This is a genomic window from Halorubellus sp. JP-L1, assembly GCF_011440375.1.
Classification (GTDB): Archaea; Halobacteriota; Halobacteria; order Halobacteriales; family Natrialbaceae; genus Halorubellus.
Genome location: NZ_JAAOIR010000001.1, coordinates 1,549,478 through 1,564,470, shown reverse-complemented (window position 1 = coordinate 1,564,470; position 14,993 = coordinate 1,549,478). Strand labels below are relative to the sequence as shown.

The window sequence follows — 14,993 nt, the reverse complement described above, 5'->3', positions numbered from 1 at the left end:
CTGCAGGTAAGGCGCGTGCAGAGACCGTAACTCGAACCGCGAGACGGGCGCAGAGGGCGTTATCGGGGTCGCTAGAGCGACCTCAGGCCGTCACGCCGTCTCGAAAAGGGTGGGCTTAAGTGCCTCGGACAGGTAGCGGGTGGTACTATGGCGAACGGCAAGTACGCCGCGCGCAAGCTCAAGAAGGACCGCCAGCAGCAGCGGTGGTCCGACTCGGACTACGCGCGACGCGAGCGTGGACTTCGCAAGAAGTCCGACCCGCTCGAGGGTGCGCCGCAGGGTCGCGGCATCGTCCTCGAGAAGGTAGGTATCGAAGCGAAACAGCCCAACTCCGCGATCCGGAAGTGCGTGCGAGTGCAGCTCATCAAGAACGGGAAGCAGGTCACCGCGTTCTGTCCCGGTGACGGTGCGATTTCGTTCATCGACGAGCACGACGAGGTCACGATCGCCGGTATCGGTGGGGCGAAGGGTCGTGCGATGGGTGACCTCTCGGGCGTGAACTACAAGGTCGAGAAGGTCAACGGCGTCTCGATGATCGAACTCGTCCGCGGGAACGCTGAGAAACCGGTGCGATAACTCATGGCTGCAGAAGACACACCCGAACCCGAGAAGCCGGCTGGTACCGACGACGAGGGTGCGCGAGCGAAGCTCTTCGATCAGTGGGAGGTCACTGGCATCGAGTACAGCGACCCCTCGACCGAACGGTACATCACGGTGACGCCGATCGCGCACACGATGGGTCGTCACTCGAACAAGCAGTTCAAGAAGTCCGAGCTCTCGATCGTCGAGCGGCTCGCGAACCGCTTGATGCAGACGGACGAGAACACGGGCAAGAAGCAGCTGGCGCTCCAGATCGTTAGTGATGCGTTCGAGATCGTCCACGAGCGCACGGAGGAGAACCCCATCCAGGTACTCGTGGAGGCCGTCGAGAACGCGGCGCCGCGCGAGGAGACCGTCCGCCTGAAGTACGGTGGCATCTCGGTCCCGAAGGCGGTCGACGTGGCGCCGCAGCGGCGCGTCGACCAGTCGCTGATGTTCCTCGCTGAGGGCGTCTACGGCGGGTCGTTCAAGACGACGACGACGGCGGCGGAGTCGCTCGCCCAGCAGCTCGTCGGGGCGGCGAACTACGACGTCCAGACGTACGCGATCAACCAGAAGGAAGAGTCCGAGCGCGTCGCGGCGGCCGCACGCTAAGCAGTTCTTCTCTCTTCGCTTCTCGCAGCGACCCGGTAGCTCTCAGTCCGCCGCTTGTTGGCCGCCGAGTGCGTACTCGCGGGTGACGTCGACGAGGGCTTTGCGGTACTCGCTCTCGGTGGGGTCGTCGGCGAGGTCGAGGAAGTGGTTCTTGAAGGAGTCGACGCTGACGCCGGGGGCGTCTTCGCCGGCGGCGTGCGCGAGGTCGTAGAGGCGGTGGTCGGTGGGGAGGAGGTCGTGGCGCTCGCAGAGTGCGAGCGCGAACGCGGCGTTCACGGCCGTTATCTCGGGGTCGGCGTCGGCGGTGACGGGCGTCAGGCCGGCGCGTGGTGGGGTGCCGTGGTCGCTGACGGCGGCGGCGAGGCTCGCCTCGAAGAACGAGACGAGTTTGTCGCTGTCGCCGAGGCTGAGGGTGATGTCGTCGGCGTAGATGTCCTTCATGTGGTTCGCGATCTGGTAGCAGTGCGCGACCTTCCGGCGTTCGACGCTGTTCCCGGCGAGCCCCAGGAAGAGGGCTTCGTCGGTGCTCTGGAGGTGCGAGGGGTGCTCTTCCTCGTAGCGCGTCATGTGCGCGTACTCGTGGAGAGCGAGTTCGCGTGCCATCGCCGAGGTCGCGGCTTGCTGGGAGATGTTGAGGACGTGCCGGTCGTCGTAGTGGCCGGTCCACGTGCGTTCGTCGGGGTCGTCGCGGACGTGCACGTGGACGGGGAGCGTGACGTCGTACTCGGTCTCGAATCGGTCCTGCGCCCCGAGGAACGGCGCGGGGGGCGCGCGACCCTGGACACGAACGTCCATGTTACTAGTTCGCAATGGCTTTGTCGGGTATGAGGGTTGCGGCCCGCGGAACGATTGCCGCATGACCGAAGAGCGGTCGCCGGCGACGGAAGAACGGTCGCCGGCGACGGAAGAACGGTCACTGGACGACGGAAGCGATCGCCGCATGACGGTAGGTACTTGTCGTGGGCGACGCCGCACTCGGGTATGGCCGACGGTTCGCTCTCGGTCGTCGACGAGTTCGACGACGGCTTCGGCTGGGTCGCGGCCCCCGAGGAGTCCCTCCTGCGGACGAGTCACGCCCTCCGAACCACGGACGGCTTCTGGCTCCTCGACCCGCTCGACGCACCCGGGCTGGACGACGAACTCGCCGACCGTAGCGCGGGAGCGGGCGCCGCAGACGCTGCGGGAGCCGTCGCCGGCGTCGCGGTCTGCGCGGGCTGGCACGCCCGCGACGCCGCCGCACTCGCGGCGCGCTACGACGTCCCCGTGACCGTTCCGTCGTGGATGGACCGCCCGCTCGACCACTTCGACGCATCCGCGGACGCACCCGGCGTCGGTGAGGGCGTCGACGTCCAGCGCGTCGACGACCACCTGCCGGGGACCGACGTCTCGCTCCACCGCGTCTCGCCGATGGGAGCGTGGAGGGAGGCGGTCTGCTGGCGCGAGCGCGACCGGACGCTGTACGTCCCCGAGTCCCTCGGGACCGCGGACGCGTTCCTCGTCGGCGACGAACGCCTCGGCGTCGTCTTCTACGCGCGCCTGTTCCCGCCGCGGAACGCCCTCTCCGGGTTCGCGCCCGACCGCGTCCTCGTCGGGCACGGCACCGGCGTGTTCGAGGACGCCGCTGGGACGCTCGCGGACGCCCTCGACGGCTCCCGGCGGCGGTTCCCGCGAGCGCTCGTCGCGAACGGCCCGGGGGCGCTCCGGAACCTCGTCGCCGCCGCCCGTCGCTGACCGCACTGTGCGAGGGTCGACCACCGCCGCATCGACCATCCCGAACCGTGCGTACCGTTGACGCACTGAGGGGTTCTCAGACCTTCGAAATCGCGGGTTTCGCGCGTTCCCCACCAATCGAAAACAGCATACTTTTACACGCCGTGACGGTATCCAACAGCAATGGGCCGACGCAAGAAGATCGTCGAACAGTGCGAACGGCTGATGGACAAACCGGAGAACATCCGGAACATCGCCATCGCCGCGCACGTCGACCACGGCAAGACGACACTCACCGACAACCTCCTCGCTGGCGCCGGAATGATCTCCGACGACACCGCGGGCGAACAGCTCGCGATGGACACCGAGGAGGACGAGCAAGAGCGCGGCATCACCATCGACGCGGCGAACGTGTCGATGACCCACGAGTACGAGGACACCGACCACCTCGTCAACCTCATCGACACGCCCGGCCACGTCGACTTCGGTGGCGACGTGACCCGCGCGATGCGTGCGGTCGACGGTGCGCTCGTCGTCGTCGACGCCGTCGAGGGCGCGATGCCCCAGACCGAGACGGTGCTCCGGCAGGCGCTCCGCGAGGGCGTGAAGCCCGCGCTGTTCATCAACAAGGTCGACCGCCTCATCTCCGAGCTCCAGGAGGGCCCTGAGGAGATGCAGAACCGCCTCCTCTCCGTCATCAGCGACGTCAACGAACTCATCGCTGGAATGACCGAGGAGATGGACGACATCGAGGACTGGACGGTCTCCGTCGAGGACGGGACCGTCGGCTTCGGGTCTGCGCTCTACAAGTGGGGCGTCTCGATGCCGTCGATGCAGCGAACCGGCATGGACTTCGGCGACATCATGGAACTCGAGCGTGCGGACAAGCGCCAGGAGCTCCACGAGCGCACGCCGCTTAGCGACGTCGTGCTCGACATGGTCTGCGAGCACTTCCCGAACCCCGTCGACGCACAGCCGATGCGCATCCCGCGCATCTGGCGTGGTGACGCCGACAGCGAGCTCGCGGACACGATGCGGCTGGTCGACGAGGACGGCGAGGTCGTCCTCATGGTCACCGACATCGGTATCGACCCGCACGCCGGCGAGATCGCCGCGGGCCGCGTCTTCTCTGGGACGCTCGAGAAGGGCCAGGAGCTGTACGTCTCCGGGACCGCCGGGAAGAACCGCGTGCAGTCCGTCGGTATCTACATGGGTGGCGAGCGCGAGGAAGTGGAGCACGTTCCCGCGGGGAACATCGCCGCCGTCACCGGCCTCAAGGACGCGATCGCGGGGTCGACGGTCTCCAGCGTCGAGATGACGCCGTTCGAGTCCATCGACCACATCAGCGAACCGGTCATCACGAAGTCCATCGAGGCGAAGAACATGGACGACCTGCCGAAGCTCATCGAGACGCTCCGTCAGGTATCCAAGGAGGACCCGACGATCCAGATCGAGATCAACGAGGACACGGGCGAGCACCTCGTCAGCGGTCAGGGCGAACTCCACCTCGAGGTCCAGACCCAGCGCATCGAGCGCAACCAGGGCATCCCCGTGAACACCGGTGAGCCGATCGTCGTGTTCCGCGAGGCGATTCAGCAGCCCTCCGGCGAAGTCGAGGGCATCTCGCCGAACCGTCACAACCGCTTCTACCTCGAGATCGAGCCGCTCGGCGAGGAGATCGTCGAGAGCATCAAGCACGGCAACATCTCGATGGACATGCCCGAGCTGGAGCGCCGCGAGGCACTCCAGGAGGCCGGCATGGACAAGGACACGAGTCAGGACGTGGAGACGATCCATCGGACGAACATCCTCGTCGACGAGACGAAGGGTATCCAGCACCTCAACGAGACGATGGAGCTCGTCGTCGAGGGGATGGAGGAAGCGCTCGACGACGGCCCGCTCGCCGCGGAGCCCGTCGAGGGTGCGCTCATCCGCCTTCACGACGCGCGCCTCCACGAGGACACGATCCACCGCGGGCCGGCGCAGGTCATCCCCGCGGTCCGGAACGCGGTCCACAACGCGCTCGTCAAGGGCGAAGTCCGGCTCAAGGAGCCGATGCAGGACGTCCGCATCGACGTCCCGAACGAGCACATGGGTGCGGCCTCCGGCGAGATCCAGGGTCGTCGTGGTCGCGTCGACGACATGTACCAGGAGGGCGACCTGATGGTCGTCGAGGGCGAGGCGCCCGTCGAGGAGATGATCGGCTTCTCGAGCGACATCCGGTCGGCGACGGAGGGTCGTGCGTCCTGGAACACGGAGAACTCCGGGTTCCAGTTCATGGCTGACAACCTCCAGCGCGAGCAGATCATGGAGATCCGCGAGCGGAAGGGAATGAAGCTCGAGCTGTACGAGCAGGTCGACTACATCTAAGCGCGCGAGCGCACCGGCGGTTCTCTCTCTCTTCGTTCTCGACGGTCGACAGCGACGGGTGTGGCGGGTGTCGGCCCGCGCTCGTGTGCGTCGCTGTCGGCCGGTCTGGGTTGCGTTCGGGAACCGCAACGCACAACGTCGGGCGGCGTCGAGTTCGGGTATGGATACGATTCGCGTCGTCTGGGGCTCGGGGACGGGTCCGACGGCGATGGCGAGCTACGACGCGGCGCTCGCGGACGCGGGCGTGTGCAACTACAATCTGGTGGCGGTGTCGTCGATGCTGCCGCCGGGCGCGGACGTGGAGGCGGTGGGGACGGCGGGCGATCTCGGCGAGGTCGGCGGGCGGCTGACGGTCGTGGAGGCGCGGGCGACGGCGAGCGAGCCCGGGCACGTCTCCGCGGGATTGGCGTGGGCGCAGTCACCCGACGGTGGGGTGTTCTACGAGGCGGCTGGACGGACGGACGCGGACGACGTCGAAGAGCGCGTCCGCCGGGGCGTCGCCGCGGGCGTCGAGCTGCGCGAGGCGTGGGCGTTCGACGACCCGCGCGTTCGCGTGCAGTCCGCGGCGGTCGAGCCGGGGACGCACACGACGGCGGTCGTGCTCGCGGTGTACGGCGACGCCGACCCGCTGGTCTGACCGTTCGGGGTCGCGGGCTCGCGGTCGAGGGCTCGCGACCGTCGACGTTCACCGACCACGGGCGGTCGGTTCGCCGACCGAACCTTTTTCACTCGACCCGCCCCTAGGGAGGGTAGCACTTGCGATGAATGGAAACACGCCCTATGCTGGTTTGCCGGGTATCACGCAGGCGGGGAAGCGCAACGCCGACGACGTCCCGGAGCTGTCGACGGCGCAGAAGTCGGCGCTTCGCCGCGACGTGACGGCGATCGCTGCCCGGACGCGGGAGTTCCTCCCGAACGAGTACCTCGTCGACGGCGACGTCCACCAGGGGGTGTCGGGGCCGCAGGCTCGCGTGGCGGTGCAGCCGCCGGTCGGCGACCCGGTGAGCGCGGGGTTCACGCCGGAACTGGAGGACCTCGATCTGGACGAGCCCGTGATCGACGCGGACGAGCAGGCGGAGGTCGCGCGCGGGCTCGCGGCGAGTGCCGCGTTCCAGGTGAAGCAGGCCCTGCAGGGGTCGGTGACGCCGACCGCTCGCTGAGGCATCGTTCGTTCGCGTTCGTCCACTGCCCGGATTCTCTCGTTTCTCGTCGCCGAGCGTCGCGTCGGCGACTGCGATTGATGACTGCGATTGGTGTCAGTCGGCGAGGTAGTCGAGGGTCTCGGCGACGACGGTCCGTCGGTGTTCGTTGAACGAGTGGTTCTCGTCCTCGAGGACGCGCAGCTCCGCGTCCGGGAGGGCGTCGGCGAGCGACTCGGCGGGCTCGGGGTAGAAGTGGTCGTCGTCGCCGTACAGGAGGCGGACTTCTGCGTCAGCGGCCGCAACGTCGCCGCGTGTGATCGCGAGTCCGTCCTCGAGGTCGCCGAGCGGGACGTCGTACTGTTCGTCGAGGCGGGAGTCGTCGGCGAACACGACCGCGGGCGCCCACCCGAGGACGCGGTCGACGTCGCCGGGGAGCTTCGTGAACGCGATGCGGCCGCCGAAGCTCTTGACGAGCATCGACAGGTCGTCGTACCCGCGCTCGCGGACGAACGCGACGGCGTCGTCCATCTCGGCGTGGAGGTCGGCGAGGGACTTCTCGTCGAGTTCGTCCGAGTTCGTCCACGTCTCGAACCGGAACGACGCGACGCCCGCGCTCGCGAGTTCGTACGTGGCGATGTCGAAGATGTCCCCGAACGGGCCGTGTCCCGCACCCGGAAGCACCACCACGCACGACTCGGCGTCGCCCTCGGGCGGCGTCACCAGTCGTCCCTCGTACGCCTCGCCGTCGACCTCGAAGTCCAGTTGCTCGAGCGGCATGGACCCGTAACGAGTAGGACGGCGGACATAAACCCTCGTCGCACAGACGCCGCCTCGACCCTGCGAGCGACCCTCGACGCCTGTGAACGCCTCTCGTCCCTCGGGAACGCTTAACTCGCCGACGCCGCGACGATGGGACATGGCGATCCGCGAAGCCACCGACGAGGACGCCCGCCTGCTCGCCACCGAGTTCTGGTTCCCGCTCGCCGAGCAGATGGAGGCCTACACGGACCTGAACGAACTCCGCGACGACGCCGGCGAGCACGCCGTCGACGGATTCGAGCGCCTCCTCGCGAGCGACGACGTCCACGTCTTCCTCCGCGAGGACGCTGGCGACCCGGTCGCGTTCGTCACCGTCGAACTCGGCGAGCACCCCTCCCGGGAACGCGGCCGCTACGCCTCCATCAACGACCTCTACGTGAAAGAAGCCCACCGCGGCCAAGGTCACGGCACCGCGCTCGTCGAACGCGCGGAAGCGCTCGCCGACCGCGAAGACTGCGATTTCCTCAAGGTATCCGCCGAATGGGAGAACCGTCCCGCCCGCGAGTTCTACCGCGACCGCGGCTACGAACCCAAACAGGTCACGTTCGCGAAACCCCTCTACTGACGGGCACAACACGAACCGCCTGTCGACGGGACCACGCCGCAACTCACACAGAAACGGCCGCCTGGCGGCGGCCGTATGCTGGAACAGTCATTTTCCCCAGAACGGATCGCGTTTCCGTTGCTTCTCGAGGTACTGGTTGAGGGCTTCGCGTTCGTCCATCGGAATCTCCTCCTTGAGTTCCTGCTCCAGGATCTTCGCGTGCTTCTCGGGGATCTCGATCCAGAGTTCGTCGCCTTCCTCGATCTGGCGGCCGACCGTCGGGCCGTCGATGGCGAGGCTGACGCGCGTCCCGCTCCGGGCCTCGTCGACGTCCTCGCCGTTCTCCTGGATGCCCTTGAGTTGGCCGACGCGCTCGGGTTCCGAGCCATCGAACTTGACGACGTTCATGTTGTTCCGGACGGTGCCGGCGAGGATCTCCACGCCGACGACCGCCGGGTCGTTCTGGCGGAACGTGTGGTCCATGAGGATGTTGAACCGGGCGGGACGCGTGATGTTGTCGAGCACGGTCTCCTGTTGCTCGCGCTCGATCGCTTCGACGTACTCGTCGTACTCCTCGACGAGCTGGTAGATGACGTCGCTCTCGAAGATCCGGACGTCGCCCTCCTCGACGCGGCGCTCGGCGTCGTCGAGGACGTCCACGTTGAACGCGAGGATGGTCTTGTGCGTGTCCTCCTCGGCGGTCGACGCGACCGAGACGTCCCGGGGCGCGACCGCGCCGACCTCCGCGCGCACGATCGGGATCTCAGCCTCGTCGAGCGCGTTCGCCATCGCCTCGAGGCTCCCCAGGGTGTCGGCCTTCACGACGACGCCGTCCTCGGCGGTCTCGACCGCGATCTCCGCGAGTTCGCTCCGGACCTCGCGCTCGACTTCCTCGACGGGGCGGTCGCGGACGACGCGGATCGGGGCGCCCGACATCGCCTCGTCGAGGTCCGGTGCGGCGACCTTGATACCGGCCGCGGCGACGACCTCGTCGACCTGCTCGAATCGGCTCTCGGTGCGGATCTCCGCGAGCGGCCGCGGCTGGAGGAGCGCGCGGACCTCGGTCACGATCGGGTCGTTCTCGCCGCCGACGACGAGGACGTCGTCCGCGCGGATCGTCCCGTCGTAGAGCACGATGTCGATCGTCGTCCCGAACCCCTTCTCGTCCTTGACCTCCAGGACCGTGCCGACGCCGGGCCCGCCGACGTCGACCTGCATCTCGTCCTTCATGTATCGCTGGGCGAGCCCCATCATCACCGTCAGGAGGTCTGGGACGCCCTCGCCCGTCATCGCGCTCACGGGGACGACGCCGACGTTCTGCTGGAAGTTCCGCACCTGCCAGTACATGTCCGCGGAGAACCCCTCGTCGCTGAGTTCGCCGACGAGCTCGTAGAGGCGCTGGTTGAGGTCCTGCTGGACGCGGTCGGACTGGGTCTCCATGGACTGCTGGATGGGGGCGTCGTCGACGGGATTCCACCCGGGGAGGGTGTCGACCTTGTTCGCCGCGACGATAAAGGGCGTCTCCGTGCGCTTGAGGATGTCGAGCGCTTCGATCGTCTGGGGCTGGAAGCCGTCGTTGACGTCGACGACGAGGATGGCGATGTCCGCGAGCGCGCCGCCGCGGCTCCGGAGCGTCGTGAACGAGTGGTGGCCGGGCGTGTCGATGAACAGGAGTCCGGGGAGGTCGAAGTCGCTCGGGTCGACGAGGCCGCCCGCGATGTCCGAGATGACGTCGAGTGGGACGGCGGTCGCGCCGATGTGCTGGGTGATCGCGCCGGCCTCGCCCTCGATCACGGCCGAGCCCCGGACCTTGTCCAGGAGGCTCGTCTTGCCGTGGTCGACGTGGCCGAGGACGGCGACGATGGGCGTGCGCAGCGTGTCTGTGCCGGGGTCGCCGGCGTCCGATGAGTCCGACATGGTGACCACCCAGAAGTTCTACTCGAAAGTTCGTGCGCCGGCATTTAATGTTGCCGTATCGGCCCCGCAGCGCTCCCGTGACTTGCTCTCGCGCTGACGAATCTCGGTTCCGTGACCCCGTGGCGTTTATTACTCGTCGTTCGGTACGGGTGGGTATGCCCGACATACTTGCCGAGAACATCTCGGACAAGGCCGTCATGGGGTCCGACGGCACCGAGCTCGGCGCGCTGTACAACGTGACGATGGACATGAAGAGCGGCGAACTCCACGACCTCATCGTGGAACCGAACGAGGAGACGCCGACGCGAGCCATCGACTACGACCGGGACGAACAGGGCCGCTTCCGCGTGCCGGTTGCGCGCGTGCAGGCCGTGAAGGACTACATCGTCGTCGACCGCTAAGTTCGGATGAAGGTCCTGGACTCTTCTGCGTTCATCAACGAGTACCACGCCGACGACGACACCGCGACCATCCCGCTCGTCCGCGAGGAACTCACCGACGAGAGCGGGTATCGGTTCGACGCGATGGAGGGCGCGGGGATGCGCATCCACATCCCGGACGCGGAGACCGTCGAGCGCGTCGAGCGCGCGGCGCGCGAGACCGGTGACCTGGCGGAACTCAGCGACACCGACGTCCGCCTGATCGCGGCGACGTTCGAGCTCGACGCGACGCTCGTCACGGACGACTACGCGATGCAGAACGTCGCGGAGCGCCTGGACGTGAGCGTCGAGGTGATCGCTCGCGAGGGCATCAGCGAACAGCGCGACTGGTCGTTCCAGTGCCAGGGGTGCGGGCGCGAGTTCGACGAGAACAGGGATCGCTGTCCGATCTGCGGGAGCGACCTCGCGCGGAAGAACCCGACGTAGCGACGAGCCGCGAGCAACGGTCGTTCCGGCGAACGCGGGGACGCGTCCGCGACGTCAGAGAAGTGCGAGGGCGACGCTCGCGGTCTGGTCGAGGTAGTCGAGTCCGAAGAGGACGGCGTTGTAGCCGCCGTGGACGACGGCGGGGACGACGAGGTTCTCGGTGCGCTCGTAGACGGTGCCGAGGACGAGCGAGAGCGTGAAGATGATGGCGAGCGTCGCGACGAGCGCGCTCGTGGAGGCGCCGGCGGCGTACGCGGGGATGTGGACGAGCGAGAAGATGACGCTCGCGGTCAGGACCGCGACGACGCGCGGTGCGTGCTCGTAGAGGCCTTTCTGGACGACGTTCCGGTACACGAGCTCTTCGGCGGGGCCGACGACGAGGATGCTCAGGGGGATGAGCGGGAGGAGGAGCGACGGCTCGGTCTTCGCGGCTTCGGTCGTCGTGTGCTGGGCGGCGGAGATGCCGAGGACGTCCAGGAGGATGGAGACGACCTGGAGGAGCGCGAACAGACCGACGAGGCCGACGGCGATCCACGCGAGGTCGCGCAGTGACGGCCACTGGACGTCGATGAACGCCCACGATCGGTTCGTGTACACGACGTAGCCGGCGCCCGTCATCGCCATCCCCAGGCCGAGCGAGATCGTGGACACGATCTGCGACCGGGCACCCGACAGCGGCGGCTCCCAGATCGTCGCCGTCACGAGCGAGTAGACGACGGACTGCCAGAGCACGAGCGCCAGGATACCGGTCGCGCCCACGAGCGCCATCCCGAGCGCGGCGGCGACGAACCGACCGGGATTCCACGCGTCCCGGGATTCCAGCGACATGCGAACTCGTAGCGCCTCCCGCGACATAGGCCCTTTCGTTACGAGCGCGTCTCCGCCTGGGGCAGCGGGCCGACGGCTGGCTCGCTCAGTCGACGACGAGGGTGTCTTTGTCGGCGACGGCGTCGGCTTCCGCGTAGTCGCCTTCGCCCAGCAGGCCGCGGGCGGCGTTTTTGCCCCACTCGACGGCTGGCTGGACGAACGTGTCGACGGCGTAGAGTTCGCCGGCGAGCACGCACGCGGCCTCCATCGCGTACAGCAGCGCGCCGAGTTCGTGCTCGTCGACGCGGTCGAGTGCCACGCGGACGCTCGGGCGGCCGGCGGCGGCGAGACTCGCTTCGGTCGCGTCGAACTCGGCGTCCGCGAGGTCGCCGAGGCCGGTGCCGGCGAGGTACGAGAGTTCGTCGGCGTCCGTCTCCGGGATCTCGCGGTCGTCGCGCTTGCCGGGGTGGACGAGCGTGACGAGTTTGTCGCGGGGGCCGGCCCGGTAGAGCTGGAGCTGGGAGTGCTGGTCTGTCGCGCCGAGCGCTCGCGCGGGCGTCTGGCCGAGGCCGTCCTTCCCGAGGCTCTCCGCCCAGAGTTGCGCGAACCACTCGGCGAACGTCTCGAGGGACTCCGCATAGGGCATCATCGCGTTCACGTTCGCGCCGCGGCAGTCGAGCGCGTACGCGACCGCGCCGTACGCGTACCCCGGTGCGTCGAACAGCGACGGCCCGAGCGTCTCGCGTTGTTCGCTCGCGCCGGCGACGAGCGCGTCGAGGTCGTGCCCGCAGACGCTCGCCGCGGCGAGACCGACGGTCGAGAGCGCCGCGAACCGGCCGGGGACGCCGTCGGGCTGGGGGAGCGTCGGGAGGTCGTGGCGGTCAGCGAGTCGCCGCAGCGGCCCGCTCTCGCCGGTCGTGACGAACGTGCGGTCGGTCCAGTCCACGCCGGCGTCCTCGAACGCGTCGCGGACGACGAGGAAGTTCGCGAGCGTCTCCGCGGTCGTCCCCGAGCGCGAGACGACGTTCACGGTCGTCGACGCCAGGTCGACCTCGTCGAGCAAGGCCGTGAGCCACTCGGGGTCGACGTTGTCGAGGTAGTGCGCGTCCACGCCCGACTCGGCGTCGAGCGCGTCCGTGATGGTCGCGGCGCCGAGCGCACTCCCGCCGATGCCGACGTTCAGGAGCGTCTCCGTGTCCGGGAACGCGCGCGTCGTCTCTCGGATCTCTTCGAGGTCGACGTCCTCGGGGAGTGCGAGCGCCGCGTAGCCGTGCTCGCGGGCGTCGATACCGCGCTCGATGCGGTCGTGCGCCGTAGCGACCTGGTCGTCGAGACGCTCCAGCGCGGCCCGCGAGACCCCCGGCGAAGCGGTCGCCGCGAGTGCGTTCGCGATGTCCACGTGCATGGACGAACGCGCGCCCGGCGGCGACAAGGGTCTTGCCATCACCGGTCGCGGCGCTCCGCTGTCGACCGGTCGGCGACACCGGGCCCTCGGTGGTCACTCGTCGCCGGCATCGGGCCCTGGGCGGTCACTCGTCGCCGGCATCGGGCCCTGGGCGGTCACTCGTCGCCGGCATCGGGCCCTGGGCGGTCACTCGTCGCCGGCATCGGGCCCTGGGCGGTCACTCGTCGCCGGGCTCGGCCCGATCGGTCCCCTCGGCGTCGTCGACGCGGTCGCGGAACGCGAGCGCGGGATGGCGGTCCCGGACCGGGTCGCCGAACAGTCGCTCGCGCAGCGACCGCTCGGTCGGCCGTTCGGCGAGCAGCACCGAGCAATCGACGTCGTCGATGATGTCCGTGTGTAGCGAGTCCTGGACGAGTCGAGAGAGCAGGCCCTGTTCGGTCGCGCCGAGCATGAGCAACGTACACTCGGTGGACGCCCTGACGATCGCGGACTCGACGTCGCCCGAGTCGACGGTGATCTCCGCGTCCTCTAGGTCGTGCTTTTCGGCCCAGTCGCGGAGGAACGCCTCGCCCGCGGCTACGTTGGCCTCGTCGTCGACGACGTGGAGTAACTCGACCCTGGCGTTCGCCACCGACTCGAGTGCCCCTGCGACTTCGGCGGTCAGGTCCGAGTCCGGGCCGCCGGCCGTCGGCAGCACGATCCGCGACGGATCGAGCTCGGGGCCGTTCGCTATCAGGAAGTCGCAGGGGAGTCGGTTGGTCAGTTCGGCGAGCGGCCGCTCGGCGCGAGCCGAGTTCCACAGGCCGCGTTCCTCCCAGTCCATCGTCACGAGGTCCGGACTGGTCCGGCGTGCGAGCGCGAACACCTCCTCGAACGATCGCGGCGTGACGACGGTCGAGGTCTCCAGGGTCACGTCGTGCTCGCCGCCGATGCGGCGGGCGTCCTCGAGGAGGCGGTCGGACTCGCGCGTGATGCGTTCGCGCTGGAGGCCTTCGTCGTCCGTCGTCCACCGTCGGGGTGCCTGCACGACGTGGACGACGTGAACCTTCCCCTTCTGGCGACTGCTCGCGATCTGGCAGGCGAGGCGCACCACGCCCGTCTCGGTCCGGGGATTGGCGATGGGGACGAGGACGCGGTAGGCCTCCGGGTCGCGGACGAACTCCTCGAGGGTGTCGATCACGGGGACGTACGAGCGGCCGGCGAGCGAGCCGGCGAGCCACTCGCGGAGCGAGAGCCGGCGGACGTTCTGGAAGCGGTCGATCTGGAGGCGCTGGTCGGACGTCTGATAGTAGTTCACGACCGTGACGAGCACGACGCCGCCGAGCGTGTTCCCGAGGAGGACCGGGAGCACGAATCCGACGAGCGCTGGACCAGGGTTGACGCCGGTGACGAGCGCCAGGTAGACCACTTCGGTGAACGACACCACGACGTGGAACAGGTTCCCCATGGGGATGGCGAGGAACGCGAGGTAGACGACGGCCAGCCGGGAGATCGTGTCCTTGGCGGCGAAGTTGATCCAGACGACGCCGGCGACGATCAGACCGGCGAACGCCGCCTTGAAGAAGAGGTCGGTGGCTGGCGTGGCGATGCCCTTCTCGGCGAATCCGATCGCGACGTTCGCGGTGGCGTCGTCGAACACGCCGCCGTAGGCGAGTGCGACCGCGCCGAGGCCGCCGCCGACGAAGTTCCCCGCGAGCACGATCAGCCAGTGCCGGAACAGCGTCGGTACCGACGCGAGTCGCTCGAGCGTGAGCGCCACCGGCGGGAGCGTGTTCTCGGTGTAGAGCTGGTAGCCGCCGATGATGATGTAGACGAACCCGAGCGGGTAGAGGAGGACGCCGACGAACTTGGCGTCCGTCGTCGCCGTGACCGAGGCGTACAGGAGGAACGTGACGGTGATCGCGAACCCGGCGGCGAGCGCGCTGAAGAACAGTTCGCGCGCGCCGGAGGTCACCTCGTGGTCGGCGTCGGCGACCACGCGCTGGTAGACCTCGTCGGTCGAGAACTGGTCCGTGAGGACGTCGTCGACGCGATCCCGGTGAGGATCGTCGCCGTCCGCGGGTGGCGGCCCGCCGCTCGTACCTGTCATGAGATACGTACGCCTTGCGGGGCCGAAACTAAGTCGTTTGGTGATTCGGGCCTCGCGACGACCGCTGGCAGGGGCGCTGGTGCGTGGGTCGCCACCGCGAGCAACCACGCCGCTTTTGCCCGACTCGCCC

Annotated in this window: 15 protein-coding genes; 9 read left to right on the top strand and 6 right to left on the bottom strand. The window is 68.5% G+C overall.

Features of this window, described 5'->3' with window-relative positions; genetic code table 11:
* The first annotated feature begins 147 nt into the window (after positions 1–147).
* Together G9C85_RS07925 and G9C85_RS07920 are read left to right on the top strand one after the other, a co-directional pair.
* Entirely contained in the window at positions 148–576 is a 429-nt protein-coding gene (locus G9C85_RS07925) for a 30S ribosomal protein S12 (protein ID WP_166038610.1), read from the top strand.
* Positions 577–579: 3 nt separating this feature from the next.
* A complete protein-coding gene (locus G9C85_RS07920; RefSeq protein WP_166038608.1) occupies positions 580–1,194 on the top strand; it encodes a 30S ribosomal protein S7 in 615 nt (204 codons plus the stop codon).
* Between the two features lie 42 nt (positions 1,195–1,236).
* Here the strand turns inward: G9C85_RS07920 and G9C85_RS07915 are convergent, their stop codons facing one another.
* Complete coding sequence (locus G9C85_RS07915; protein ID WP_166038606.1) at positions 1,237–1,989, bottom strand: DUF5781 family protein; 753 nt, start codon at positions 1,987–1,989, stop codon at positions 1,237–1,239.
* Between the two features lie 186 nt (positions 1,990–2,175).
* On the opposite strand from G9C85_RS07915, the gene G9C85_RS07910 reads away from it, so the two are divergent.
* From G9C85_RS07910 to G9C85_RS07895, 4 genes are all read left to right on the top strand, one after another.
* Positions 2,176–2,925 carry a hypothetical protein gene (locus G9C85_RS07910; RefSeq protein WP_166038604.1) on the top strand — a complete coding sequence of 250 codons (750 nt, stop codon included), beginning with the start codon at positions 2,176–2,178 and terminating at the stop codon, positions 2,923–2,925.
* A 162-nt stretch (positions 2,926–3,087) separates the two neighbouring features.
* Positions 3,088–5,274, top strand: a complete 2,187-nt coding sequence (locus G9C85_RS07905; RefSeq protein WP_166038602.1) for an elongation factor EF-2 — start codon at positions 3,088–3,090, stop codon at positions 5,272–5,274.
* Positions 5,275–5,434: 160 nt separating this feature from the next.
* Positions 5,435–5,911 (top strand): pyruvoyl-dependent arginine decarboxylase, encoded by a 477-nt coding sequence (locus G9C85_RS07900; protein WP_166038600.1) that lies wholly within the window; start codon positions 5,435–5,437, stop codon positions 5,909–5,911.
* Positions 5,912–6,035: 124 nt separating this feature from the next.
* Complete coding sequence (locus G9C85_RS07895) at positions 6,036–6,434, top strand: DUF5811 family protein (protein WP_166038598.1); 399 nt, start codon at positions 6,036–6,038, stop codon at positions 6,432–6,434.
* Positions 6,435–6,530: 96 nt separating this feature from the next.
* Here G9C85_RS07895 and G9C85_RS07890 read toward each other — a convergent pair whose 3' ends face one another.
* The gene (locus G9C85_RS07890) at positions 6,531–7,193 is read right to left on the bottom strand and encodes an alpha/beta hydrolase (RefSeq protein ID WP_166038596.1); all 663 of its coding nucleotides are present in this window, start codon (positions 7,191–7,193) and stop codon (positions 6,531–6,533) included.
* 139 nt (positions 7,194–7,332) lie between these two features.
* On the opposite strand from G9C85_RS07890, the gene G9C85_RS07885 reads away from it, so the two are divergent.
* Positions 7,333–7,800: a GNAT family N-acetyltransferase gene (locus G9C85_RS07885; protein ID WP_166038594.1), complete on the top strand. Its 468-nt coding sequence runs from the start codon at positions 7,333–7,335 to the stop codon at positions 7,798–7,800.
* Positions 7,801–7,887: 87 nt separating this feature from the next.
* Here the strand turns inward: G9C85_RS07885 and infB are convergent, their stop codons facing one another.
* Positions 7,888–9,696 carry a translation initiation factor IF-2 gene (gene infB, locus G9C85_RS07880; RefSeq protein WP_166038592.1) on the bottom strand — a complete coding sequence of 603 codons (1,809 nt, stop codon included), beginning with the start codon at positions 9,694–9,696 and terminating at the stop codon, positions 7,888–7,890.
* Positions 9,697–9,851: 155 nt separating this feature from the next.
* On the opposite strand from infB, the gene G9C85_RS07875 reads away from it, so the two are divergent.
* Together G9C85_RS07875 and G9C85_RS07870 are read left to right on the top strand one after the other, a co-directional pair.
* A complete protein-coding gene (locus G9C85_RS07875) occupies positions 9,852–10,097 on the top strand; it encodes a PRC-barrel domain-containing protein (protein WP_166038590.1) in 246 nt (81 codons plus the stop codon).
* Between the two features lie 6 nt (positions 10,098–10,103).
* Positions 10,104–10,562, top strand: coding sequence for an NOB1 family endonuclease (locus G9C85_RS07870; RefSeq protein ID WP_166038588.1), 459 nt, complete (start codon positions 10,104–10,106; stop codon positions 10,560–10,562).
* Positions 10,563–10,616: 54 nt separating this feature from the next.
* Here G9C85_RS07870 and G9C85_RS07865 read toward each other — a convergent pair whose 3' ends face one another.
* From G9C85_RS07865 to G9C85_RS07855, 3 genes are all read right to left on the bottom strand, one after another.
* On the bottom strand, positions 10,617–11,390 hold the full coding sequence (locus G9C85_RS07865; protein WP_166038586.1) for a CPBP family intramembrane glutamic endopeptidase: 774 nt from the start codon (positions 11,388–11,390) through the stop codon (positions 10,617–10,619).
* Between the two features lie 85 nt (positions 11,391–11,475).
* Positions 11,476–12,774, bottom strand: a complete 1,299-nt coding sequence (locus G9C85_RS07860) for a glucose-6-phosphate isomerase (RefSeq protein WP_166038584.1) — start codon at positions 12,772–12,774, stop codon at positions 11,476–11,478.
* A gap of 217 nt (positions 12,775–12,991) precedes the next feature.
* The gene (locus tag G9C85_RS07855; protein ID WP_166038582.1) at positions 12,992–14,863 is read right to left on the bottom strand and encodes a formate/nitrite transporter family protein; all 1,872 of its coding nucleotides are present in this window, start codon (positions 14,861–14,863) and stop codon (positions 12,992–12,994) included.
* Between the last annotated feature and the right edge of the window lie 130 nt (positions 14,864–14,993).

Bases quoted from the DNA above. Each gene is read 5' to 3' on its own strand.
- G9C85_RS07925 (WP_166038610.1), top strand. From the start codon at position 148: ATGGCGAACGGCAAGTACGCCGCGCGCAAGCTCAAGAAGGACCGCCAG.
- G9C85_RS07920 (WP_166038608.1), top strand. From the start codon at position 580: ATGGCTGCAGAAGACACACCCGAACCCGAGAAGCCGGCTGGTACCGAC.
- G9C85_RS07915 (WP_166038606.1), bottom strand. From the start codon at position 1,989: ATGGACGTTCGTGTCCAGGGTCGCGCGCCCCCCGCGCCGTTCCTCGGG.
- G9C85_RS07910 (WP_166038604.1), top strand. From the start codon at position 2,176: ATGGCCGACGGTTCGCTCTCGGTCGTCGACGAGTTCGACGACGGCTTC.
- G9C85_RS07905 (WP_166038602.1), top strand. From the start codon at position 3,088: ATGGGCCGACGCAAGAAGATCGTCGAACAGTGCGAACGGCTGATGGAC.
- G9C85_RS07900 (WP_166038600.1), top strand. From the start codon at position 5,435: ATGGATACGATTCGCGTCGTCTGGGGCTCGGGGACGGGTCCGACGGCG.
- G9C85_RS07895 (WP_166038598.1), top strand. From the start codon at position 6,036: ATGAATGGAAACACGCCCTATGCTGGTTTGCCGGGTATCACGCAGGCG.
- G9C85_RS07890 (WP_166038596.1), bottom strand. From the start codon at position 7,193: ATGCCGCTCGAGCAACTGGACTTCGAGGTCGACGGCGAGGCGTACGAG.
- G9C85_RS07885 (WP_166038594.1), top strand. From the start codon at position 7,333: ATGGCGATCCGCGAAGCCACCGACGAGGACGCCCGCCTGCTCGCCACC.
- infB (WP_166038592.1), bottom strand. From the start codon at position 9,696: ATGTCGGACTCATCGGACGCCGGCGACCCCGGCACAGACACGCTGCGC.
- G9C85_RS07875 (WP_166038590.1), top strand. From the start codon at position 9,852: ATGCCCGACATACTTGCCGAGAACATCTCGGACAAGGCCGTCATGGGG.
- G9C85_RS07870 (WP_166038588.1), top strand. From the start codon at position 10,104: ATGAAGGTCCTGGACTCTTCTGCGTTCATCAACGAGTACCACGCCGAC.
- G9C85_RS07865 (WP_166038586.1), bottom strand. From the start codon at position 11,390: ATGTCGCTGGAATCCCGGGACGCGTGGAATCCCGGTCGGTTCGTCGCC.
- G9C85_RS07860 (WP_166038584.1), bottom strand. From the start codon at position 12,774: ATGCACGTGGACATCGCGAACGCACTCGCGGCGACCGCTTCGCCGGGG.
- G9C85_RS07855 (WP_166038582.1), bottom strand. From the start codon at position 14,863: ATGACAGGTACGAGCGGCGGGCCGCCACCCGCGGACGGCGACGATCCT.